At 51.4% G+C, this 15,206-nt stretch carries 17 protein-coding genes; 7 read left to right on the forward strand and 10 right to left on the reverse strand.

Translation table 11 applies throughout. The features are described from left to right. The first annotated feature begins 208 nt into the window (after positions 1 to 208). Positions 209 to 1,297 (forward strand): 3-isopropylmalate dehydrogenase, encoded by a 1,089-nt coding sequence (gene leuB, locus MR847_RS08325; RefSeq protein ID WP_106520327.1) that lies wholly within the window; start codon positions 209 to 211, stop codon positions 1,295 to 1,297. Between the two features lie 98 nt (positions 1,298 to 1,395). Here the strand turns inward: leuB and MR847_RS08330 are convergent, their stop codons facing one another. The 8 genes from MR847_RS08330 to MR847_RS08365 form a co-directional block, all read right to left on the reverse strand. Next, complete coding sequence (locus tag MR847_RS08330) at positions 1,396 to 2,472, reverse strand: hypothetical protein (protein WP_287723497.1); 1,077 nt, start codon at positions 2,470 to 2,472, stop codon at positions 1,396 to 1,398. Then, positions 2,473 to 3,477 (reverse strand): tetratricopeptide repeat protein, encoded by a 1,005-nt coding sequence (locus MR847_RS08335; protein WP_287723498.1) that lies wholly within the window; start codon positions 3,475 to 3,477, stop codon positions 2,473 to 2,475. After that, positions 3,467 to 4,126: an energy transducer TonB gene (locus MR847_RS08340; protein ID WP_241899372.1), complete on the reverse strand. Its 660-nt coding sequence runs from the start codon at positions 4,124 to 4,126 to the stop codon at positions 3,467 to 3,469. Before MR847_RS08340 ends, MR847_RS08335 begins: the two co-directional genes overlap by 11 nt. 3 nt (positions 4,127 to 4,129) lie before the next feature. Then, positions 4,130 to 4,531 carry an ExbD/TolR family protein gene (locus tag MR847_RS08345; protein ID WP_100424256.1) on the reverse strand — a complete coding sequence of 134 codons (402 nt, stop codon included), beginning with the start codon at positions 4,529 to 4,531 and terminating at the stop codon, positions 4,130 to 4,132. Continuing rightward, on the reverse strand, positions 4,528 to 5,091 hold the full coding sequence (locus MR847_RS08350; protein WP_287723499.1) for a MotA/TolQ/ExbB proton channel family protein: 564 nt from the start codon (positions 5,089 to 5,091) through the stop codon (positions 4,528 to 4,530). Before MR847_RS08350 ends, MR847_RS08345 begins: the two co-directional genes overlap by 4 nt. Before the next feature lies 1 nt (position 5,092). Beyond that, the gene (locus MR847_RS08355; protein WP_277002064.1) at positions 5,093 to 6,571 is read right to left on the reverse strand and encodes a MotA/TolQ/ExbB proton channel family protein; all 1,479 of its coding nucleotides are present in this window, start codon (positions 6,569 to 6,571) and stop codon (positions 5,093 to 5,095) included. Further along, the gene (locus tag MR847_RS08360; RefSeq protein WP_241899373.1) at positions 6,571 to 7,419 is read right to left on the reverse strand and encodes a DUF3450 family protein; all 849 of its coding nucleotides are present in this window, start codon (positions 7,417 to 7,419) and stop codon (positions 6,571 to 6,573) included. The genes MR847_RS08355 and MR847_RS08360 overlap by 1 nt, the downstream gene beginning before the upstream one ends. Positions 7,420 to 7,483: 64 nt before the next feature. Next, entirely contained in the window at positions 7,484 to 8,221 is a 738-nt protein-coding gene (locus tag MR847_RS08365; protein ID WP_100424258.1) for an ankyrin repeat domain-containing protein, read from the reverse strand. A gap of 139 nt (positions 8,222 to 8,360) precedes the next feature. On the opposite strand from MR847_RS08365, the gene MR847_RS08370 reads away from it, so the two are divergent. Genes MR847_RS08370 through MR847_RS08390 form a run of 5 tightly spaced genes read left to right on the forward strand, consistent with a single transcriptional unit; the run spans position 8,361 to position 12,794 of the window. Next, the gene (locus tag MR847_RS08370; RefSeq protein ID WP_287723500.1) at positions 8,361 to 9,080 is read left to right on the forward strand and encodes a hypothetical protein; all 720 of its coding nucleotides are present in this window, start codon (positions 8,361 to 8,363) and stop codon (positions 9,078 to 9,080) included. Between the two features lie 2 nt (positions 9,081 to 9,082). Continuing rightward, on the forward strand, positions 9,083 to 10,048 hold the full coding sequence (locus tag MR847_RS08375; RefSeq protein WP_100424260.1) for an NAD-dependent epimerase/dehydratase family protein: 966 nt from the start codon (positions 9,083 to 9,085) through the stop codon (positions 10,046 to 10,048). A gap of 25 nt (positions 10,049 to 10,073) precedes the next feature. Then, positions 10,074 to 10,961, forward strand: coding sequence for an Hsp33 family molecular chaperone HslO (hslO, locus tag MR847_RS08380; protein ID WP_100424261.1), 888 nt, complete (start codon positions 10,074 to 10,076; stop codon positions 10,959 to 10,961). 7 nt (positions 10,962 to 10,968) lie between these two features. Continuing rightward, a complete protein-coding gene (gene thrH / locus MR847_RS08385) occupies positions 10,969 to 11,586 on the forward strand; it encodes a bifunctional phosphoserine phosphatase/homoserine phosphotransferase ThrH (RefSeq protein WP_100424262.1) in 618 nt (205 codons plus the stop codon). Then, a complete protein-coding gene (locus tag MR847_RS08390) occupies positions 11,586 to 12,794 on the forward strand; it encodes a class I SAM-dependent rRNA methyltransferase (protein ID WP_287723501.1) in 1,209 nt (402 codons plus the stop codon). The genes thrH and MR847_RS08390 overlap by 1 nt, the downstream gene beginning before the upstream one ends. Positions 12,795 to 12,818: 24 nt before the next feature. On the opposite strand, the gene MR847_RS08395 is transcribed toward MR847_RS08390, so the two are convergent. Continuing rightward, positions 12,819 to 14,054, reverse strand: coding sequence for a tetratricopeptide repeat protein (locus tag MR847_RS08395; protein ID WP_287723502.1), 1,236 nt, complete (start codon positions 14,052 to 14,054; stop codon positions 12,819 to 12,821). Positions 14,055 to 14,099: 45 nt separating this feature from the next. On the opposite strand from MR847_RS08395, the gene MR847_RS08400 reads away from it, so the two are divergent. After that, positions 14,100 to 14,942: an undecaprenyl-diphosphate phosphatase gene (locus MR847_RS08400; protein WP_287723503.1), complete on the forward strand. Its 843-nt coding sequence runs from the start codon at positions 14,100 to 14,102 to the stop codon at positions 14,940 to 14,942. On the opposite strand, the gene MR847_RS08405 is transcribed toward MR847_RS08400, so the two are convergent. Next, complete coding sequence (locus MR847_RS08405) at positions 14,939 to 15,190, reverse strand: hypothetical protein (RefSeq protein ID WP_287723504.1); 252 nt, start codon at positions 15,188 to 15,190, stop codon at positions 14,939 to 14,941. The two genes, MR847_RS08400 and MR847_RS08405, sit on opposite strands and share 4 nt — an antisense overlap. Positions 15,191 to 15,206 lie beyond the last annotated feature (16 nt).

A 15,206-nucleotide genomic window follows, 5' to 3' on the forward strand; every position in this document is an offset into this window, starting at 1 on the left:
TTCTCCATTCTGCAAACGGCGCTCAGGTCTTCAACCTCGACATGCTGCCGAGCGGCATCTACCTTGTACGCGCCAAGACCGCGGAAGGCATGCAACAGATGAAGTTCTTCAAGGAATAAAAAGCATTCACCCCAAATCGAAGGCGGACGTCGTAAGGCGCCCGTCTTTTTACTAAATTTTTGCTGTCTTAAAATAAAGAGGTTCTCACATGAGCAAGAATTATAAAATCGCAGTTCTCCCGGGCGACGGTATCGGTCCGGAAGTGATGAAGGAAGCTGTCCGCGTTCTCGATGCCGTGGCAGAAAAGTTTGGTTTTAGCACCGAAAAGGAATGGGCTGACGTCGGCGGTATCGCTTACGATCATTTTAAGCATCCGCTTCCGGAAAGCACTCTCAAGACGGGTGAAGCTGCAGACGCAATTCTCTTCGGTTCTGTCGGCGGTCCGAAGTGGGAATCCCTGCCTCCTAACCTCCAGCCGGAACGCGGCGCTTTGCTCCCGCTCCGCAAGCACTTCAAGCTTTTCTGCAATCTCCGCCCGGCCAAGGTTTACAAGGAACTCGCCCCGGCTTGCCCGCTCCGCGCAGACATCGTCGGTGACGGCTTCAACATCCTCACGGTCCGCGAACTCACCGGTGACGTTTACTTCGGTCAGCCGAAGGGTCGCGAAGGCTCGGGCAAAGACGAAATCGGTTACGACACCATGAAGTACAGCCGTTACGAAGTCGAACGTATCGCTCGTTTCGCATTCGAAGCTGCGAAGGGCCGTCGCAACAAGGTTGCAAGCATCGACAAGGCAAACGTTCTTACCACGAGCGTCTTCTGGCGCGAAATCGTGAAGGAAATCCACGACAACGAATTCCCGGAAGTTGAACTCGAAAACCTCTATGTGGACAACGCCGCTATGCAGCTCCTCCGCCGTCCGCGTGACTTCGACGTTCTTCTCTGCCCGAACCTCTTCGGCGATATTTTGACCGATGAATGCGCAATGCTCACCGGTTCCATGGGTCTTCTCCCGTCCGCTTCTATCGCTGAAGGATCCTTCGGTCTGTATGAACCGGCGGGTGGATCCGCTCCAGACATCGCCGGCAAGGGCATTGCAAACCCGCTCGCCCAGATCCTTTCCGTGGCCCTTATGCTCCGTTATTCCTTCAAGGAAGAAGAAGCCGCGAAGGCTATCGAAACCGCGGTAGAAAAGGCGATCAGCGCCGGTTACCGCACGGGTGAAATCTGGAAGGAAGGCGACAAGAAGGTCGGCACCACCGCTATGGGAGACGCAATCCTCTCCTTCTTGAAGTAATCCTTTAAAGCTTCACAAAAAGCACTCGCCCATGCGAGTGCTTTTCTTTTTCCATAAAAAGCAGTAGGATTCCTTCTGCATTTTCAAAAAATTGGAATTTAAATTCTGCGGAACTTCTTTGCCAAGTCCTTGCGGTTGAGCGATTCCAAACGATTCGCAAGTTCTTCACGCACCTGACCGTCCATCATGTGGATTTCATTCTTGTACGTGTCGAGATACTTTTCCAAGCGCTCGAATTCACCGAGGGTGGCGAGCATGTTCACATAGTCCGGGCTCACGTAAACGGTCAAGCGGAACTTTTCGTGAGCATCCAAGAGCTCTTCCTTTCGCTTCGGAGAAACGACCTGGCAAAGGCTCATCAAGTGATATTCCTTCGGGAACTTTTCATAGAGCTTTTCGGCAAGATCCAAAGCTTCCTTCTGTTTTTCTTCCTTAAAAAGAATGCCCACTTTCAAGTCCAAAAATTCTTCTTCGTCGCTGCCCGTCGGGTCCTTGACTTCGGCGAGAACACGGTTTGCATTCACCAGGTCATCGGTGACGTAATAAGCGTTTGCCACGTCGATGTGCGTCTTGTTCGAATGCTCCGGATCGGCGAGGTAGGCAAATTTTTCGTACTGCTGCGGATTCCCTGCACCGTCTGCCAAGTCCATAAGACCCGCGTAGATTTCACCTTCATTTTCAAGATCGTGCGAAGTCACGGTCGAAACCACTTCCTGCATCACCTTTTCGAGCTCTTCTGCAGAAAGGAAGTCGTGAGTCGAAAGGAAGAGTTCCGTACGCGGTTCTTCTCCGACCGAGTTCACCACCAGGTCATGCATCAGGCTCATCACGTATTCGCGGTCTTCAAAGTCCTTCGCCTTTTCCACGAACTTGTCCACGGCGGCGGCAAAAAGTTCTTCCACCGCCATTTCGAGTTCTTCTTCGGATTCCGGAATTTCAAAGAATGCGCTGCAGTTCATAAACCAGCCGAGCATTTCCAAAACTTCACGGTCTTCCTTCAAGGCTTCGATTTTTTCAAACTGATCCGCAAGAACGTCATAAAGCTGACCTGCATCATCAATCGCATCGTGGTAACCCTTTGCGACTGTCAAAAGAACATCACGGATCTTGTCGGCAGCACTGCGGTTCGATTTTTCGAGTGCGACGGACTTCCAAACTTTTTTCTGCTTAGCCATTTATTTTTTCCCAATAATGCGTTGATAAATTTCTTGAGCCTTCGCTTCGTCGCCCGCATTGTAATAGGAATTCCCCACGTTCTCCGCTCCAATGCGGCCTTGGGAATTTCCCATTTTCCAAGCGCTCATGTAATTTTCAAGCGCTTCATCAAAACGATTCTGCGAAAAATAAATCTGTCCTAGGTCTACGTAGAGCTGATCGGAATCCTTCTTAAAGCGCAGACCTTCTTCGAGGGTAAAAATCGCCATCCACGGCGAAGCATCTTCCAGGTACATGTGGGCGAGGTAACGGCGCGCGGAGACGTTTTGCGGGTCGGTCAAAAGACCGTTTTCCATTTCGCGGATCGCCTTCTTGGATTGGCCCATTTTGGAGTAATAGTGCGAAAGCGTATAATGAACGTCTGCGCCCGCAGCCACAGAGTTATCCACAGCGCGCTTTAAGGTCTTGATTGCGTATTCGTAATCGCCGAGCTTTTCGTAAACTTCAGCAAGGCCATACCACGCATCAATGCGGTCCGGATTCAAACGGGTCGCCGCTTCAAAATGCTTTTGCGCAAGGGCAAGGCTGCGCGATTTAATAAAGCATTCGCCGAGCGCATAATGAATGTGATCGGTATCTTCACCGAGCTCCAGCGCTCTCTTGTACGCCACAATCGCAAGACCGTAATCCGTGCCGAGGTAATACAAGTCGCCGAGCAAGACCCAAGCCTTGGTAAAGTCCGGCATCAGCTCCACGGTACGCTTGTACGCAACCATTGCCACGTTATTCTTTCCCAGCTGCACGAGCGTGTTGCCCAGATTGAACCACGCAAAGGGTTCATAACGGCCATCCTGAATCGCCGCGCGGTACATCTTGACCGCCTGCTTGTATTCGCCCTTGTCGTAAAGTTCGTTCGCCGCCTTAAAATAATCCTCTGCAAAGGCTTTCGGGCAAAGCGCAAAGACTGCAACCAGGCAAATTGCAAAACCGTTTACCATTCGAAGTATCCAGTGCTTACGGAACAAACTTGAACTCCTTTGTCGCCTTCTGCGCCACCGGATAATGCCCGAGTTTTGCCGGTTCAAACTTCCAACCGCGAATCGCCTTCAGCGCTTCCGTTTCAAAGCCGTATCCCGCAGGATCGACCGAAAGTACCTTCAAATTCGTGACGTTGCCGTACACGTCGATTACCATGTAAACCTTTACATAACCTGCAACGCCGAGCTTTTTCGCACGTTCAGGGTAAGAAGGATTCACCATCTTCAGCGCCTGGGCTTCTTCGTCCACATCGCCCGCTTCATACACCACATTCTGCATGCCGCCACCGGAACCGACTTCGACGCCATCGCCCGAGCCATCTCCACGGGCAAGCGAAAGATCCATGGCAAAGTTCGAAGTGGAGCGGGCGCTGTTCGAATGGCTCGTCACTTTGAACTTGTTCGGCTGAATGACCTTGTGAATCATTTTCTGCGGTTTCGTCTTCTGCTTTTCCTTCACCACGGTTTCGACTTCGGTAATCGCTTCGAGCGAAGGCTTTTTCGGTGCACTGTTATCCCGGAACAACAAAACGTTCAAAACCGGGACCGCCAAAAAAAAGAACGTATTCACGACAAGCGCAAAAACGACGGCAAAAAACCATCTGGAATGAAACAGAATTCCGGAAAGCTTCTTCAACCGCTACTCCTTCGATGCCGAAATGGAAACTTTACGCACATGCGCCAAATTGCATTCGTCGAGAACATCGACGATCTTTCCCGAAGGTGCATCCCGATCCGAAACAATAATCACCGGGCGATCAGGCGCCTCGTTCATCATCTGGCGCAAAATCGTTTGCAGCGAAGAAAGGTTCACCTGGGTTTCGTTAATATGCACAGTGCCCTGGCGTGTAATGCCAATCAGAATGCTTTCCTTGGAAAGCTCCTTGACCGTATTCGCCTTCGGCTTCGAAACGTCTATTCCCGTTTCACGTGTAAAGGTAGACGTCACAATAAAGAAGATGAGTAAGATGAACGTCATGTCCATCATCGGAGAAATATCGATACCGCCATAGTGACGGCGTCTGGGGCGGATAAAGCTCATTTTTCCTCCACAGAAAGCTGTTCGTTTTCAAACTGAAGCGCTTCTTTCCAGCACTTCGCCTTTAAATTGTTCAGGCGATTCAAAAGCTGATTGTTCGCAAGCACGATCGGGAACGATACGAGAAGCCCCGCCTGCGTCGTGAGCAGCGCTTCGGAAATACCGTCCGCAATCAGCACCGGATTTCCAAATCCAAAAAGCTGAATCGTGCGAAAAACATGGACCATGCCCGAAACGGTTCCCAAAAGTCCAAGCATCGGAGCAAGCGACGCACAAACGGAAATCGTCGGGAACGCCTTGTCAAATTCCACATCATACGCATGCGTCGCGAGCTTCAAGCTATTATCGACAGCGTTACGTCCAAGGCTCACCGCATCCGAAATGGATCGTCGGAGAGTGGCGAACATTCCGTGTTCCCCACGGCTCTTGGCACGGCGATACACAAAGTAACGTTCGAACAAAAGAATCCACGCAAACAGCCCAATGAGGAAAATCGGGAACAACACCCAACCTCCCTGCACAAGCAAGGCGCGAATTTCTTCTAATGCCGAAAGTTTTGTCATCTTAGCCCTTGATCCAACGGGTATTCAAAACGGCAAGGCCCGCCTTTTCCATACGCGCACGAATCGTATCGGCACGGTTCGTTAAGAACGTCAGCAGGAACTGCAAAGGAATTGCGACGATTAGGCCCGCTTCCGTCGTCAAAAGCGCAACCGAAATGCCGCCGGCCAAAAGTTTCGGATCCGAAGTACCGTGCATCGTGATCACTTCAAACAACTGGATCATGCCCATCACCGTACCGAGAAGACCCGCAAGAGGCGCGGTCGTCGCCAAAACAGAAAGGGTCGAAAGTCCACGTTCAAGCGTCGGAACTTCACCGGCAAAGACTTCTTCGATCGCCTTTTCCGCAGCGGCACGGTCCGGATAATCCCGCAGAATTCCCGTTTTCACCACTTTACCGATCGAACCATGAAGCTTTTCTGCCAAAGCGCGGGCTTCGTCTATCTTGCCTTCCGCAGCGAGGTTCAAAACCTTGCGATAATGGAGCGAAGCACCCTTGATCGAAAGCACAACAATGCGTTCCAGTACAATCAAAAGGCCAAGGATCAAAAGAGCGGCGATTGGGTACATCAAAATACCGCCGTCATGGAACGCCTGCTTGATTTCATCCCACAGAGTCTTTTCTTCCGAATTGGCAAGTTCCGTCGAAAGGGTCGTGCTGAGAAGCACATCCACCGGCACCATCGCAAAAGCGGAATCCTTCGCCATGGCAAAAGCTTCATTCACTTCCGCACGCGGTTCCGCCGTATTCATATCGTGCCAGGTAAAAATCTGACCCTTATCGCCCGGAGCCGGAAGCATCATCGAAACGGAACTGTCCGCACCCGAAGAAGCGCGCATCGCATAGATGCCGCCAAGGCGCATTTCTTCGCCGAACACGACACGGCTACCAAAAACGAGTTCGCCCTTCTTCCATTCAATTTCACGGCTAAAGGCGAGTTCCTTCTTCGCAAGTTCAATCACGCTCTTCGCCACGCGCATCGGATCGTCGCGGTAAAGGAGCATGCTCTTTTCGGTACGGTTGAAATCATCAATCCGTTGCGGAATGTGATACGGAATTCCGCGGTCCTTCAGCTGGAACATCGGTTCGAGGATCCCCTTGTCCGCAGCAAGAGCCATGTATTCAGAGCGTTTCGTTTCCGTATTCGCCTTGACCTGGGCCAGGTCTTCACGGGCGATGCGTACGTTTTCTTCCAAGCGAACGCGCTCTTCCATTAAGCGGTCGAGTTCCTCTTTCGCTTCTTCGTACTTCTGGTTAAAAAGTTCGCGTTCCTGGTTCGCCTTTTCACGGTCGTTCCAACGGGCCGCCACTTCCATGTCGCGCTTTTGACGTGCTTCTTCCAAATCGGCTTTCGCCTTGTTCAGTTCTGCACGCTGACGAACCAGATTGTCTCCGGCGACGTCTCCGCCGAGAGGCTGCTGGGCAAACAAGAGGCCCGTGCCGAGCACAACGGCCATCGAAATCTTTTTCAAGGAGAGCATTACTTTTTCACCTCCTTCTTTACAGGCGCCGTTTTTTCAGCGGCCGATTTTTCTGCCGAAACAGACTTTACCGCATCTCCTGTTGGAACAGGAATGCGCACGATATGCGGAGCGGCCTTCCCTTCCGCCACCCGAAGAGCATCCTTCACCTGAGCGCGTACTTCCAAAGAAGACGGGAGCTTTTTCCATTTATAAGCGCCATTCACATGATCGAGCCAGTAGTATTCCGTCTGGTCTGCACTTTCAAAGATAGCGGCGACAGCACCGTAGCGGAAATACTTTCCCTGCATCTGCTTGCCGGTTTCTGCATCGGTCAAATAGCCGTCCCAACTTTCCGTGGTGTAGCCCATGCGGATGCGGTCCATAAAGACTTCGAGAATCCGTCCCAGAGCGTCATCCGGGGCGACGACTCCCTTGCGCAGTTCCGAAGCCATCTGCTTGAAGCTTTCCGCCGTTTCCGTGGCGCGGTAAGGAAAGTCCGCTTCAAAGTACGGAACCAGATCTTCGGCAACCTTTGCAAGTTCCTGAGCGTACTTCTGCTTACGAGCCTCGTACCAATGAGCGACTCCGGCAGACTTGTTGCGCGCTTCGTTCAAACGGGCAAGTTCCGCCTTCATCGTTTCGATTTCCGAACGGAGGGATTTCTTTTGGTTGTTCAGCGAAACGACTTTGTCACGTCCCGACTTAATAAAATCTTCGTGACGCTTCTTTTCGTCTGCATGCAGTTTCTTTTCACGGGAGGTTTCTTCGTTGACCGTTTTGATCTGTCTACGAACGCCGTCGACGGTTTCTGCTGCGTAGGCTACTCCCAAGCTTAAAATCAAGAATAAGGGAAGGATTCTCTTCATAGCTGCAAAGATACAAAAAACGCTTGACGTAAAGCCAAGCGTTGTAAAGGTTTTTAGGCAATCCTTAGCGGCCGAATTCCTTGATGTAAGCCGGCGTATTCTTTGCACCGTGCTTCTTCAAGTAAGAAATTAAACGGGTGTAGCCTTCATTCTTTGCCCAGTCGAGAACCGAGTAACCCTGACCGCACTTGGCGTTCACATCGACACCTTTTTCAACGAGGTAAACCATTGCATCGTAATTACCGCCCTTCACAGCAAGGTGAATCGGGAAGTAAGTGTCTGCGCCACGGGTTTCGAGCGGAGCACCTGCGTCGCCGAGGATCTTCAAGATGTCTGCAGCACCGATCTTGGCCGCCAAAGCGACGGCAGCAGCGGTATTTGCAATTTCACCGGATTCCTTCATCTTGCTCACGAGGAATGCCACAACTTCCTTGTTCTGGCGTTCGATCGCATCTTCGAGATAGGTCTTGCCGGCGCTGTTCGTACCGTCAAGCTTTGCCCCGTGATTCACAAGGTACTGGAGAATGTCGATTTTGCCCTTGTTCACAGCGATGGCGACAGCGGAGTTGCCATTGTCATCGGTCGAGTTGATATCGTAAGAAGCCTGGAGGAAGAGAGTCATGCTCGCGGTATCGCCCGGTGTCACGTAAGAAATAAACTTATTCGGAGTAAACGGAATCTTCTGCTTGGTGAGGTACTTGCGGACAGAAGCCGGATCATTCGGATCCATTTTGTCATCACAAGCGGTGAACATCAGCGAAAGCGCGCAGGCGCCGAGCACAAGAAGGGATTTCTTTTTCATTCGAAAAACTCCAGTAAAATTTAGTCCCCTTGAAAATACACAAAATTTCGCGCTTCGAATCCAAAAATATTGATTTTTTTCACTTGTTTATGCGTTTTTTCGCGCTCCGAATGCTAAAAAATTGTAAACTTAGGATGCAATGACGAACAAGAGCCTCCCAATCCGTTCTATTTTGCTTGCGTTTGCTTTATTCGCAAGCGTCGGCACCGCTTTTGCCCAAAACGATTCGACTGTCCAAACTCCGGTCGTTTCCGATACGGCAAAATCCTCGCTTTCCAAGCCAAAACACCCCTTGAGCATCGCTCTTGTCTACGAATTCAGCGATTTAAGTTCCCGAAATCTCGAAACGAACATGTCCCGGAACGGCCAGCGTTACAACGTGGACATGGAGGTTTCGCACATGTTCGGCGTGAACGGCCAGTACAGCTACAACGACTGGATCTCGTTCTTTGGGCTTCTAGGCTACCGTCAAGCGAACATCGACTACACACCGCGCAATCGAGCCGAAAAAGAAGAAACGATGACTTCCCACAACATCTTCTTGCAGCTCGGCGCCGAAATCGGATTTAGGATCCTGACCGCCAAAAATTACCAGTTCCGCGCTCTCGGGTTTGCGGGTCTTGTAGGCGGCTTGAACCTGATCGACGATTATTATATGAGTTCCCCGCTGTTCGGCTACGTCCGCGGCATTGGAGTTCAGCTGAACATCCGCCACATCTTCATTCTCGGCGGATTCCGTTCAACACACGTTTATTGGCACACCTACCATTCGGACCATTGGGGTGAAGACGACTATGAATTCATGGCGGATTTCGACCTGATGTCTTCTCCGTTTGTCTCTATCGGTATAGGATTCTGAAGATGAAAATTCTTGTTACAGGGGCTGCTGGTTTTATCGGTTGTGAAACCTCTCTTGCTTTTTTGAAAGACGGCCATGAAGTTGTCGGCATCGACAATTTGAACGACTATTACACGCCTCAGCTCAAGCGAGATCGTTTAGCCCGCATTCCGCAGAATCACTTCCGCTTTGTGGAATGTTCCTTGGCCGACAAAGACGCTCTCCTTGCGCTATTCAAAGAAAATTCCTTTGATATCGTGGTGAACCTTGCCGCCCAGGCAGGCGTGCGTTACAGCTTGATCAATCCACAGAGCTATGTGGATTCGAACATTACGGGCTTTTTGAACATTCTCGAATGCGCAAGGGCTTACCCGCCAAAGCATTTGGTGTACGCCTCTTCTTCGAGCGTGTACGGTCGAAATACCGAAACGCCGTTCCGCACCACGGACCGCGTGGAAAAGCCTTCGAGCCTTTACGCCGCCACCAAGCGCTCAAACGAACTGATGGCAGAAACCTACCATCACCTGTTCCAGCTGAACCTGACCGGACTTCGCTTCTTTACCGTGTACGGACCGTGGGGCCGCCCCGACATGTCGCCGTGGCTCTTTGCGAACGCGATTACGCACGACAAGCCGATCAAGGTCTTCAACAACGGCAAGATGATGCGTGATTTCACCTACATCGACGATATTGTGGAAGGCATTCGCCGCATCGCTTACAACGGAACCGAAAAGAGTGAACCGCTGAACCGCCTGTACAACATCGGACGCGGCGAACCAATCAAACTGATGGACTTTATCGCGACACTCGAAAAGAACTTTGGAAAAATCGCCGAAAAGATCATGATGCCGATGCAGCCGGGCGATGTGGAAATCACCTGGGCCGACACGGAAGCCTTGGAAAAGGATATCGGTTACAAGCCTTCGATTGACCTCGACACGGGCATCGCTCGTTTCGCCGAATGGTTCAAATCCTACAACAAGGACTAGGCCAAGAATTTCTATATTTGGCGGTATGGAAAACGTTCAGAAAGACCGCTTAATTCGAGCCACCGGCTCTCATGTTCCATTCCGACTCGTCCTCGCCGACATCACCCGCACTGCGGAAGAAATCGGCCTGATGCACAACGCCTCTTCGGAAGCCCTCAAGCTCCTTGCCGAAACCTCCATCGCTTCGCTCTTCCTTTCTTCGAGCCTCAAGTTCATGGGCACGGTCTGCGTCAAGGTGACCTTTGACGGCGACATCACCTACGCGGAAGCGGATTCCACCCCGCAGGGTCTTGTCCGCGCCATGATTCCGCAGGATGAAATTCAGAACAACAAGCAGTTTGAACCGGCGCTTTCCCCGCAGCGTTTTGAAGCGGTGACGCTCGACGAACGCGGCAAGCGCGTGAACCAGAGCATTATCGAAGCCGTTTCCGAAAGCATGGGCCGCAACCTTTCCGTGTTCATGCTGCAGTCGGCGCAGACCCGTTCCGCCGTCGGCATCGAAGCCCGTTTGAACAAGAATAATCCGAAAAAGCTCGACTACGCTGTAGGTTTTTATTTGGAACCGTTTGCCGATATCGCTCCAGACGAGCTCACGCTCCTCGAAGCCCAGGTGGCAAAGCTTCCTGCCTTCTCGGAATTCTTCGACGGCAAGAACTTTAACCTAAACGCCCTGATGGACGCCATCTCCGGCGACTATCCAACTACCATCGTCCGCGAAATCGCCCCGCACGCCTATTGCCCGTGCAGCAAGGTCCGAACCCTTTCGACCCTCGCCACGATTCCGGCGGAAGATCTCGAAGATTTAATCAAGGAAGGCAAGGATCTCGAGCTCGTGTGCGAATTCTGCCGCAACAAATACATCATTACCCCAGACGAAATTCAAGACATCTTGAACGACCGTCTGAAGAAGTAGTAACGCTATGTTCACAAAACAATGCATTGTCACTCTCGACATGGAAGGGGTTCTGACCCCAGAAATTTGGATCGCCGTCGCAGAAAAGACGGGCATCCCAGAACTTCGCCTGACCACGCGTGACATTCAGGATTACGACGAACTGATGCGCGGCCGTCTGAAGATTCTCGAAAGAGAAAACCTGAAGCTTTCCGACATCCAGGAAGTGATCGGGACACTTCCGCTGCTCGACGGTGCCATGGACTTTTTGAACACCCTCCGCGATGAAGCCCAAGTGATCATTTTAAGCGATACGTTCCAGGAATTCGCCTACCCGCTCATCAAAAGGATGAACATGCCTTCGATCTTCTGCCACAACCTAATCGTAAAAGACGACAAAATCGTGGACTACCACCTGCGCTTGCAGGACCAGAAGAGAAAGACCGTGGAAATGCTCAAGACCTTGAACTTTAAGGTTTTCTCTGCAGGCGACTCCTTCAACGATACCGGCATGCTTCTCGCCGCAGACAAGGGTTCCTTCCTTTTCGCTCCGCAGAACGTGACCGACAAATTCCCGCAACTCGCCCATGCGAACTCCTACAAGGAACTTCTCGATAGTTTCCATCAGTTCCAGGAATCTCTTTAATGGCCAAGTCCGAAGTCCCTGTTGTCGTTTTGAACGCGGGAAAAGAAAAGTCCGCCAGCCGAAATCATCCGTGGATTTTTAGCGGAGCCATTCACCATGTTGTCGGCGAACCGAAAGCCGGCGATACGGTAGAAGTCCGTTCAGCACACGGGGAATTTTTGGGACTTGCCGCATACTCTTCGGAGTCTCAGATTCGCTGCCGTCTGTGGACCTTTCAGGAACGCACGCCGATCGACCGAGACTTTTTTTCAAAGATCATCGACCGAGCGATCAACAACCGTCTTTGCCGAGGCTTTGACGTAAACGATCCGAAGTCCGCGTTCCGCCTAATCAATGCGGAAAACGACGGCATTCCAGGTTGCATCGTCGACAAGTATGCGGACATCCTTTCGATTGAAATCCTTTCCGTCGGCGCGGAACGTTTCCGTCAGACGCTCTACGAACTGCTCGTAGAAAAGATTCACCCGCGCGGCATCCTGGAGCGTTGCGATTCCGACGTACGCGTCAAAGAAGGACTTCCCCTTCGCAAGCAAGCCGTCTATGGCGACGTACCGAAGATTCCAGTCGAAATGATCGAAAACGGAATCAAGTTCGACGTGGATGTATGGAACGGTCACAAGACCGGTTACTACTTGGACCAGCGCGACGCCCGTTTCAACGTGGGCAAATATGCAAAAGCCAAGCACGTTCTGAACTGCTTCTCTTATACGGGAGGCTTTGGACTTTTTGCCCTGCAGAACGGAGCAAAGCTTGTGACCGAAGTCGACGTTTCGAAAGACGCGCTCGCCATCGCCGACAGTCTCATTCAAAAGAACGGCTTTGACAAAGCAAACGTAGAACTCGTGGAAGCGGACGTTTTCGCTTACCTGCGCAAGTGCCGCGACAGCCGCAAGACCTTCGATCTGATCATCCTCGATCCACCGAAGTTCATTGAAAGCAAATCTCACTTGGAAAAAGGCGCCCGCGGTTACAAGGACATTAACCTTCTTGCATTAAAGCTTCTGGCTCCGCACGGCATGCTCGCTACGTTCAGCTGCTCCGGACTCATGGAAATGAATCTGTTCCAAAAGATCGTCGCCGATGCAGCCCTCGATGCGCACCGAAACGTTCAGATCATCGAACGCTTTGGACAGCCTTCGGATCACCCGGTGAAGACTAGCTTCCCGGAAGGTCAATACTTAAAAGGACTTTTGCTTCAAGCGGATTAAAGCGCTATGTTTTAAGCGTTTTGATTAGTGACGCGGTAATGCGTCTGCGTTCTTTTCCTGCCAAACGGCGTCTTCCCAAGCGCGCTGTGCTTCGTTCGCCCATTCGGAGTTCGGATAATATTCCACGGCTTCGCGGTACTTGGCGACTGCCGAACGGTAGTCTCTACGGCAACGGTAAACGTTACCTATCTGGAACAAAAGGTACGCCTTGGTATCTTCATCGCGAAACTTTTTCTGCAAAGCCTGGTACTGAGAAAGTGCCGAGACATAATCGCCCTGAACGTAGGCGTCATTCGCCTGTTCGATCGACGGGTCGGCGAGCTTGCGCTGTTTGTCAGGCTTCGGAGCTTCGACAGGCTTGGATTCTACGGTTTCCACCGGTTTTTCTTCGACAGTTTTTACTTCGACAGGCTTAACTTCTGCGGGCTTTACTTCCGCGATTTTTGCTTCGGGAGCCTTCGGTTCTGCCCCAGAAAGTTCGGCGATTCGATTCTTTGCACTGGCAATCGCCGTTTCATTTTTCGAAAGCCGGACATAGGCTTCCAGTTCCGCAAGTTCTTCCTTTTTCTTTCCCTGCTTCCGGTAAATCAGCGAAAGATAATAGTGCGCATTGTAGCCGAGTTCCGGATAATCGAACGCACGCTTCAAATTGTATTCCGCCTTGTCCATTTCGCCGAGTTCGTAACGGCCCACGCCTGCGTAGTAGTAAGCGCCCGGATTTCCCGGTTCCTGCAAAAGAACTTCACGGGCGGCCGTGCAAGTGGTCTTGTATTCCTTCGCGTTAAAGGCTTGTTTTGCCTTGAGGAGTGCGGCGGAGTTATAAGAATACTTCGAGTCCGATTTCGCAGCCTTTTCCGTTTTCACTTCGGCTTTGGCTTCTGCCTTAGCTTCTGACTTCGGAGCCTTGTAAGACGGATTCTTTGCACGTTCTGCGGCGGCGGACTTTTGATCGCCGAGTTTTTCGTAAGCGGTCGCCGAACCTTCGTAGGCTTCCTGCATCTTGGGAGCGTACTTGTAAGCGAGCTGGAAGTTCGCGATGGCTCCCTTGTAATCTTTCATTTTGAGGCGAACGGCACCTGCTGCGTAAAAAGCATTTGCATTGTGCGGATCGGAAGCCAGAATCGAGCGATATTCGCCGAGCGCATTTTCATACTTACCAGCCGCTTCAAAACGGGCACCCTGTTCAAAACGCGGATCTTCTGCAGCAAAGGCAATCGAAGAAGCGCAAAGAAGAAGCAAAATTCCACGGAGATTTTTCATACGGCAACAAAATAGTAAAATCAAATTATTTAACTTTGTTCCGTTATGATAGAATCCATTATTTTAGGTCTTCTTCAAGGCCTTGCAGAATTTCTTCCTATTTCGAGTTCGGGACATCTCGTTCTCGGTCATGAACTCTTAAACATGAAAGAAGCGGGAATGTTCTTTGATGTGATGCTTCACGCCGGAACTCTCCTTTCGATCTTTGTCGTCTTTCATAAAAAGATTGTCGATATTCTCGTCGGCTGTCTCCGCAGAAATCCGGAACAGCTCCACGAAGCGGGATACATTATTCTTGCAAGCATTCCGACAGCCCTGATCGGCCTCGGCTTCAAGGATGCTCTCGAAGGCCTCTTCGAAAATCCGCGCGCCGTCTGCGTTGCCGAACTCTTCACCGGTCTTCTGCTCTTTACTTCCCAGTGGGGAAAGACTGGCGCCAAGCATCCGGAAAACGAAGGCGTCAAAATGAACTGGTGGCGCGCCCTGCTCACAGGTACGGTGCAGGGCATCGCCTGCATTCCGGGAATTAGCCGCAGCGGTTCCACGATCAGCACCATGATATTCATGGGCGTGAACCGCAAATACGCGGGCGAATTCAGTTTCCTCATGAGCATTCCTGCCGTAGGCGGTGCCGCCCTCCTCGATGCGATCAAATGGTTCAAGTGCCAGAGCCTCACTCCGGAAGCCGCACTCCTCGACCCGGAAAAAGCTTTGAAGTGTGCAGACGCAGGCAGCTTTACGCCGGAACTTCTGGTGGGTATGCTCGTCTCGTTCGTCTTTGGCGTGATTGCCCTCAAGTGGCTCATGAGCTTCTTGCAGAAGGGTAAATTCCAGCACTTTGCCTGGTATGTTTGGGCGGTCGGCATCCTCGGATTGATTTTCATCTAATCCAACTTTTTGACAAAATCTGTCAAGTCAAAAGTATGTCCCGCAGGCTTCTTCACGAGATAGTCGGCGAATTCGTCGCGTAGGCTGACGGATGCGTCGTCTGTCGCACCGGCGAGGGCTGCCTTCAGGGCGGCGACGTTTTCACGCTGGGCCTTTGTGAGCTGGAGGCGACAACTATTGAGTTGTCGTCGTAAGCGAGAGCTCAAGTCTATCGGAGTTTTTCTTTTGCATTTGACTTGTGCGGTCATTTAGGCCGGCTTCGTC

The organism is Hallerella sp. (genome assembly GCF_022776125.1).
Lineage (GTDB): Bacteria > Fibrobacterota > Fibrobacteria > Fibrobacterales > Fibrobacteraceae > Hallerella > Hallerella succinigenes.

Excerpts from the sequence above, each read along its gene's own strand:
- MR847_RS08395 (WP_287723502.1), bottom strand. The coding sequence starts at position 14,054 with ATGAAAAATCTCCGTGGAATTTTGCTTCTTCTTTGCGCTTCTTCGATT.
- MR847_RS08390 (WP_287723501.1), top strand. The coding sequence starts at position 11,586 with ATGGCCAAGTCCGAAGTCCCTGTTGTCGTTTTGAACGCGGGAAAAGAA.
- MR847_RS08345 (WP_100424256.1), bottom strand. The coding sequence starts at position 4,531 with ATGAGCTTTATCCGCCCCAGACGCCGTCACTATGGCGGTATCGATATT.
- thrH (WP_100424262.1), top strand. The coding sequence starts at position 10,969 with ATGTTCACAAAACAATGCATTGTCACTCTCGACATGGAAGGGGTTCTG.
- MR847_RS08370 (WP_287723500.1), top strand. The coding sequence starts at position 8,361 with ATGACGAACAAGAGCCTCCCAATCCGTTCTATTTTGCTTGCGTTTGCT.
- MR847_RS08405 (WP_287723504.1), bottom strand. The coding sequence starts at position 15,190 with ATGACCGCACAAGTCAAATGCAAAAGAAAAACTCCGATAGACTTGAGC.
- MR847_RS08375 (WP_100424260.1), top strand. The coding sequence starts at position 9,083 with ATGAAAATTCTTGTTACAGGGGCTGCTGGTTTTATCGGTTGTGAAACC.
- MR847_RS08400 (WP_287723503.1), top strand. The coding sequence starts at position 14,100 with ATGATAGAATCCATTATTTTAGGTCTTCTTCAAGGCCTTGCAGAATTT.
- MR847_RS08350 (WP_287723499.1), bottom strand. The coding sequence starts at position 5,091 with ATGACAAAACTTTCGGCATTAGAAGAAATTCGCGCCTTGCTTGTGCAG.
- MR847_RS08360 (WP_241899373.1), bottom strand. The coding sequence starts at position 7,419 with ATGAAGAGAATCCTTCCCTTATTCTTGATTTTAAGCTTGGGAGTAGCC.
- MR847_RS08365 (WP_100424258.1), bottom strand. The coding sequence starts at position 8,221 with ATGAAAAAGAAATCCCTTCTTGTGCTCGGCGCCTGCGCGCTTTCGCTG.
- MR847_RS08330 (WP_287723497.1), bottom strand. The coding sequence starts at position 2,472 with ATGGCTAAGCAGAAAAAAGTTTGGAAGTCCGTCGCACTCGAAAAATCG.
- MR847_RS08355 (WP_277002064.1), bottom strand. The coding sequence starts at position 6,571 with ATGCTCTCCTTGAAAAAGATTTCGATGGCCGTTGTGCTCGGCACGGGC.
- hslO (WP_100424261.1), top strand. The coding sequence starts at position 10,074 with ATGGAAAACGTTCAGAAAGACCGCTTAATTCGAGCCACCGGCTCTCAT.
- leuB (WP_106520327.1), top strand. The coding sequence starts at position 209 with ATGAGCAAGAATTATAAAATCGCAGTTCTCCCGGGCGACGGTATCGGT.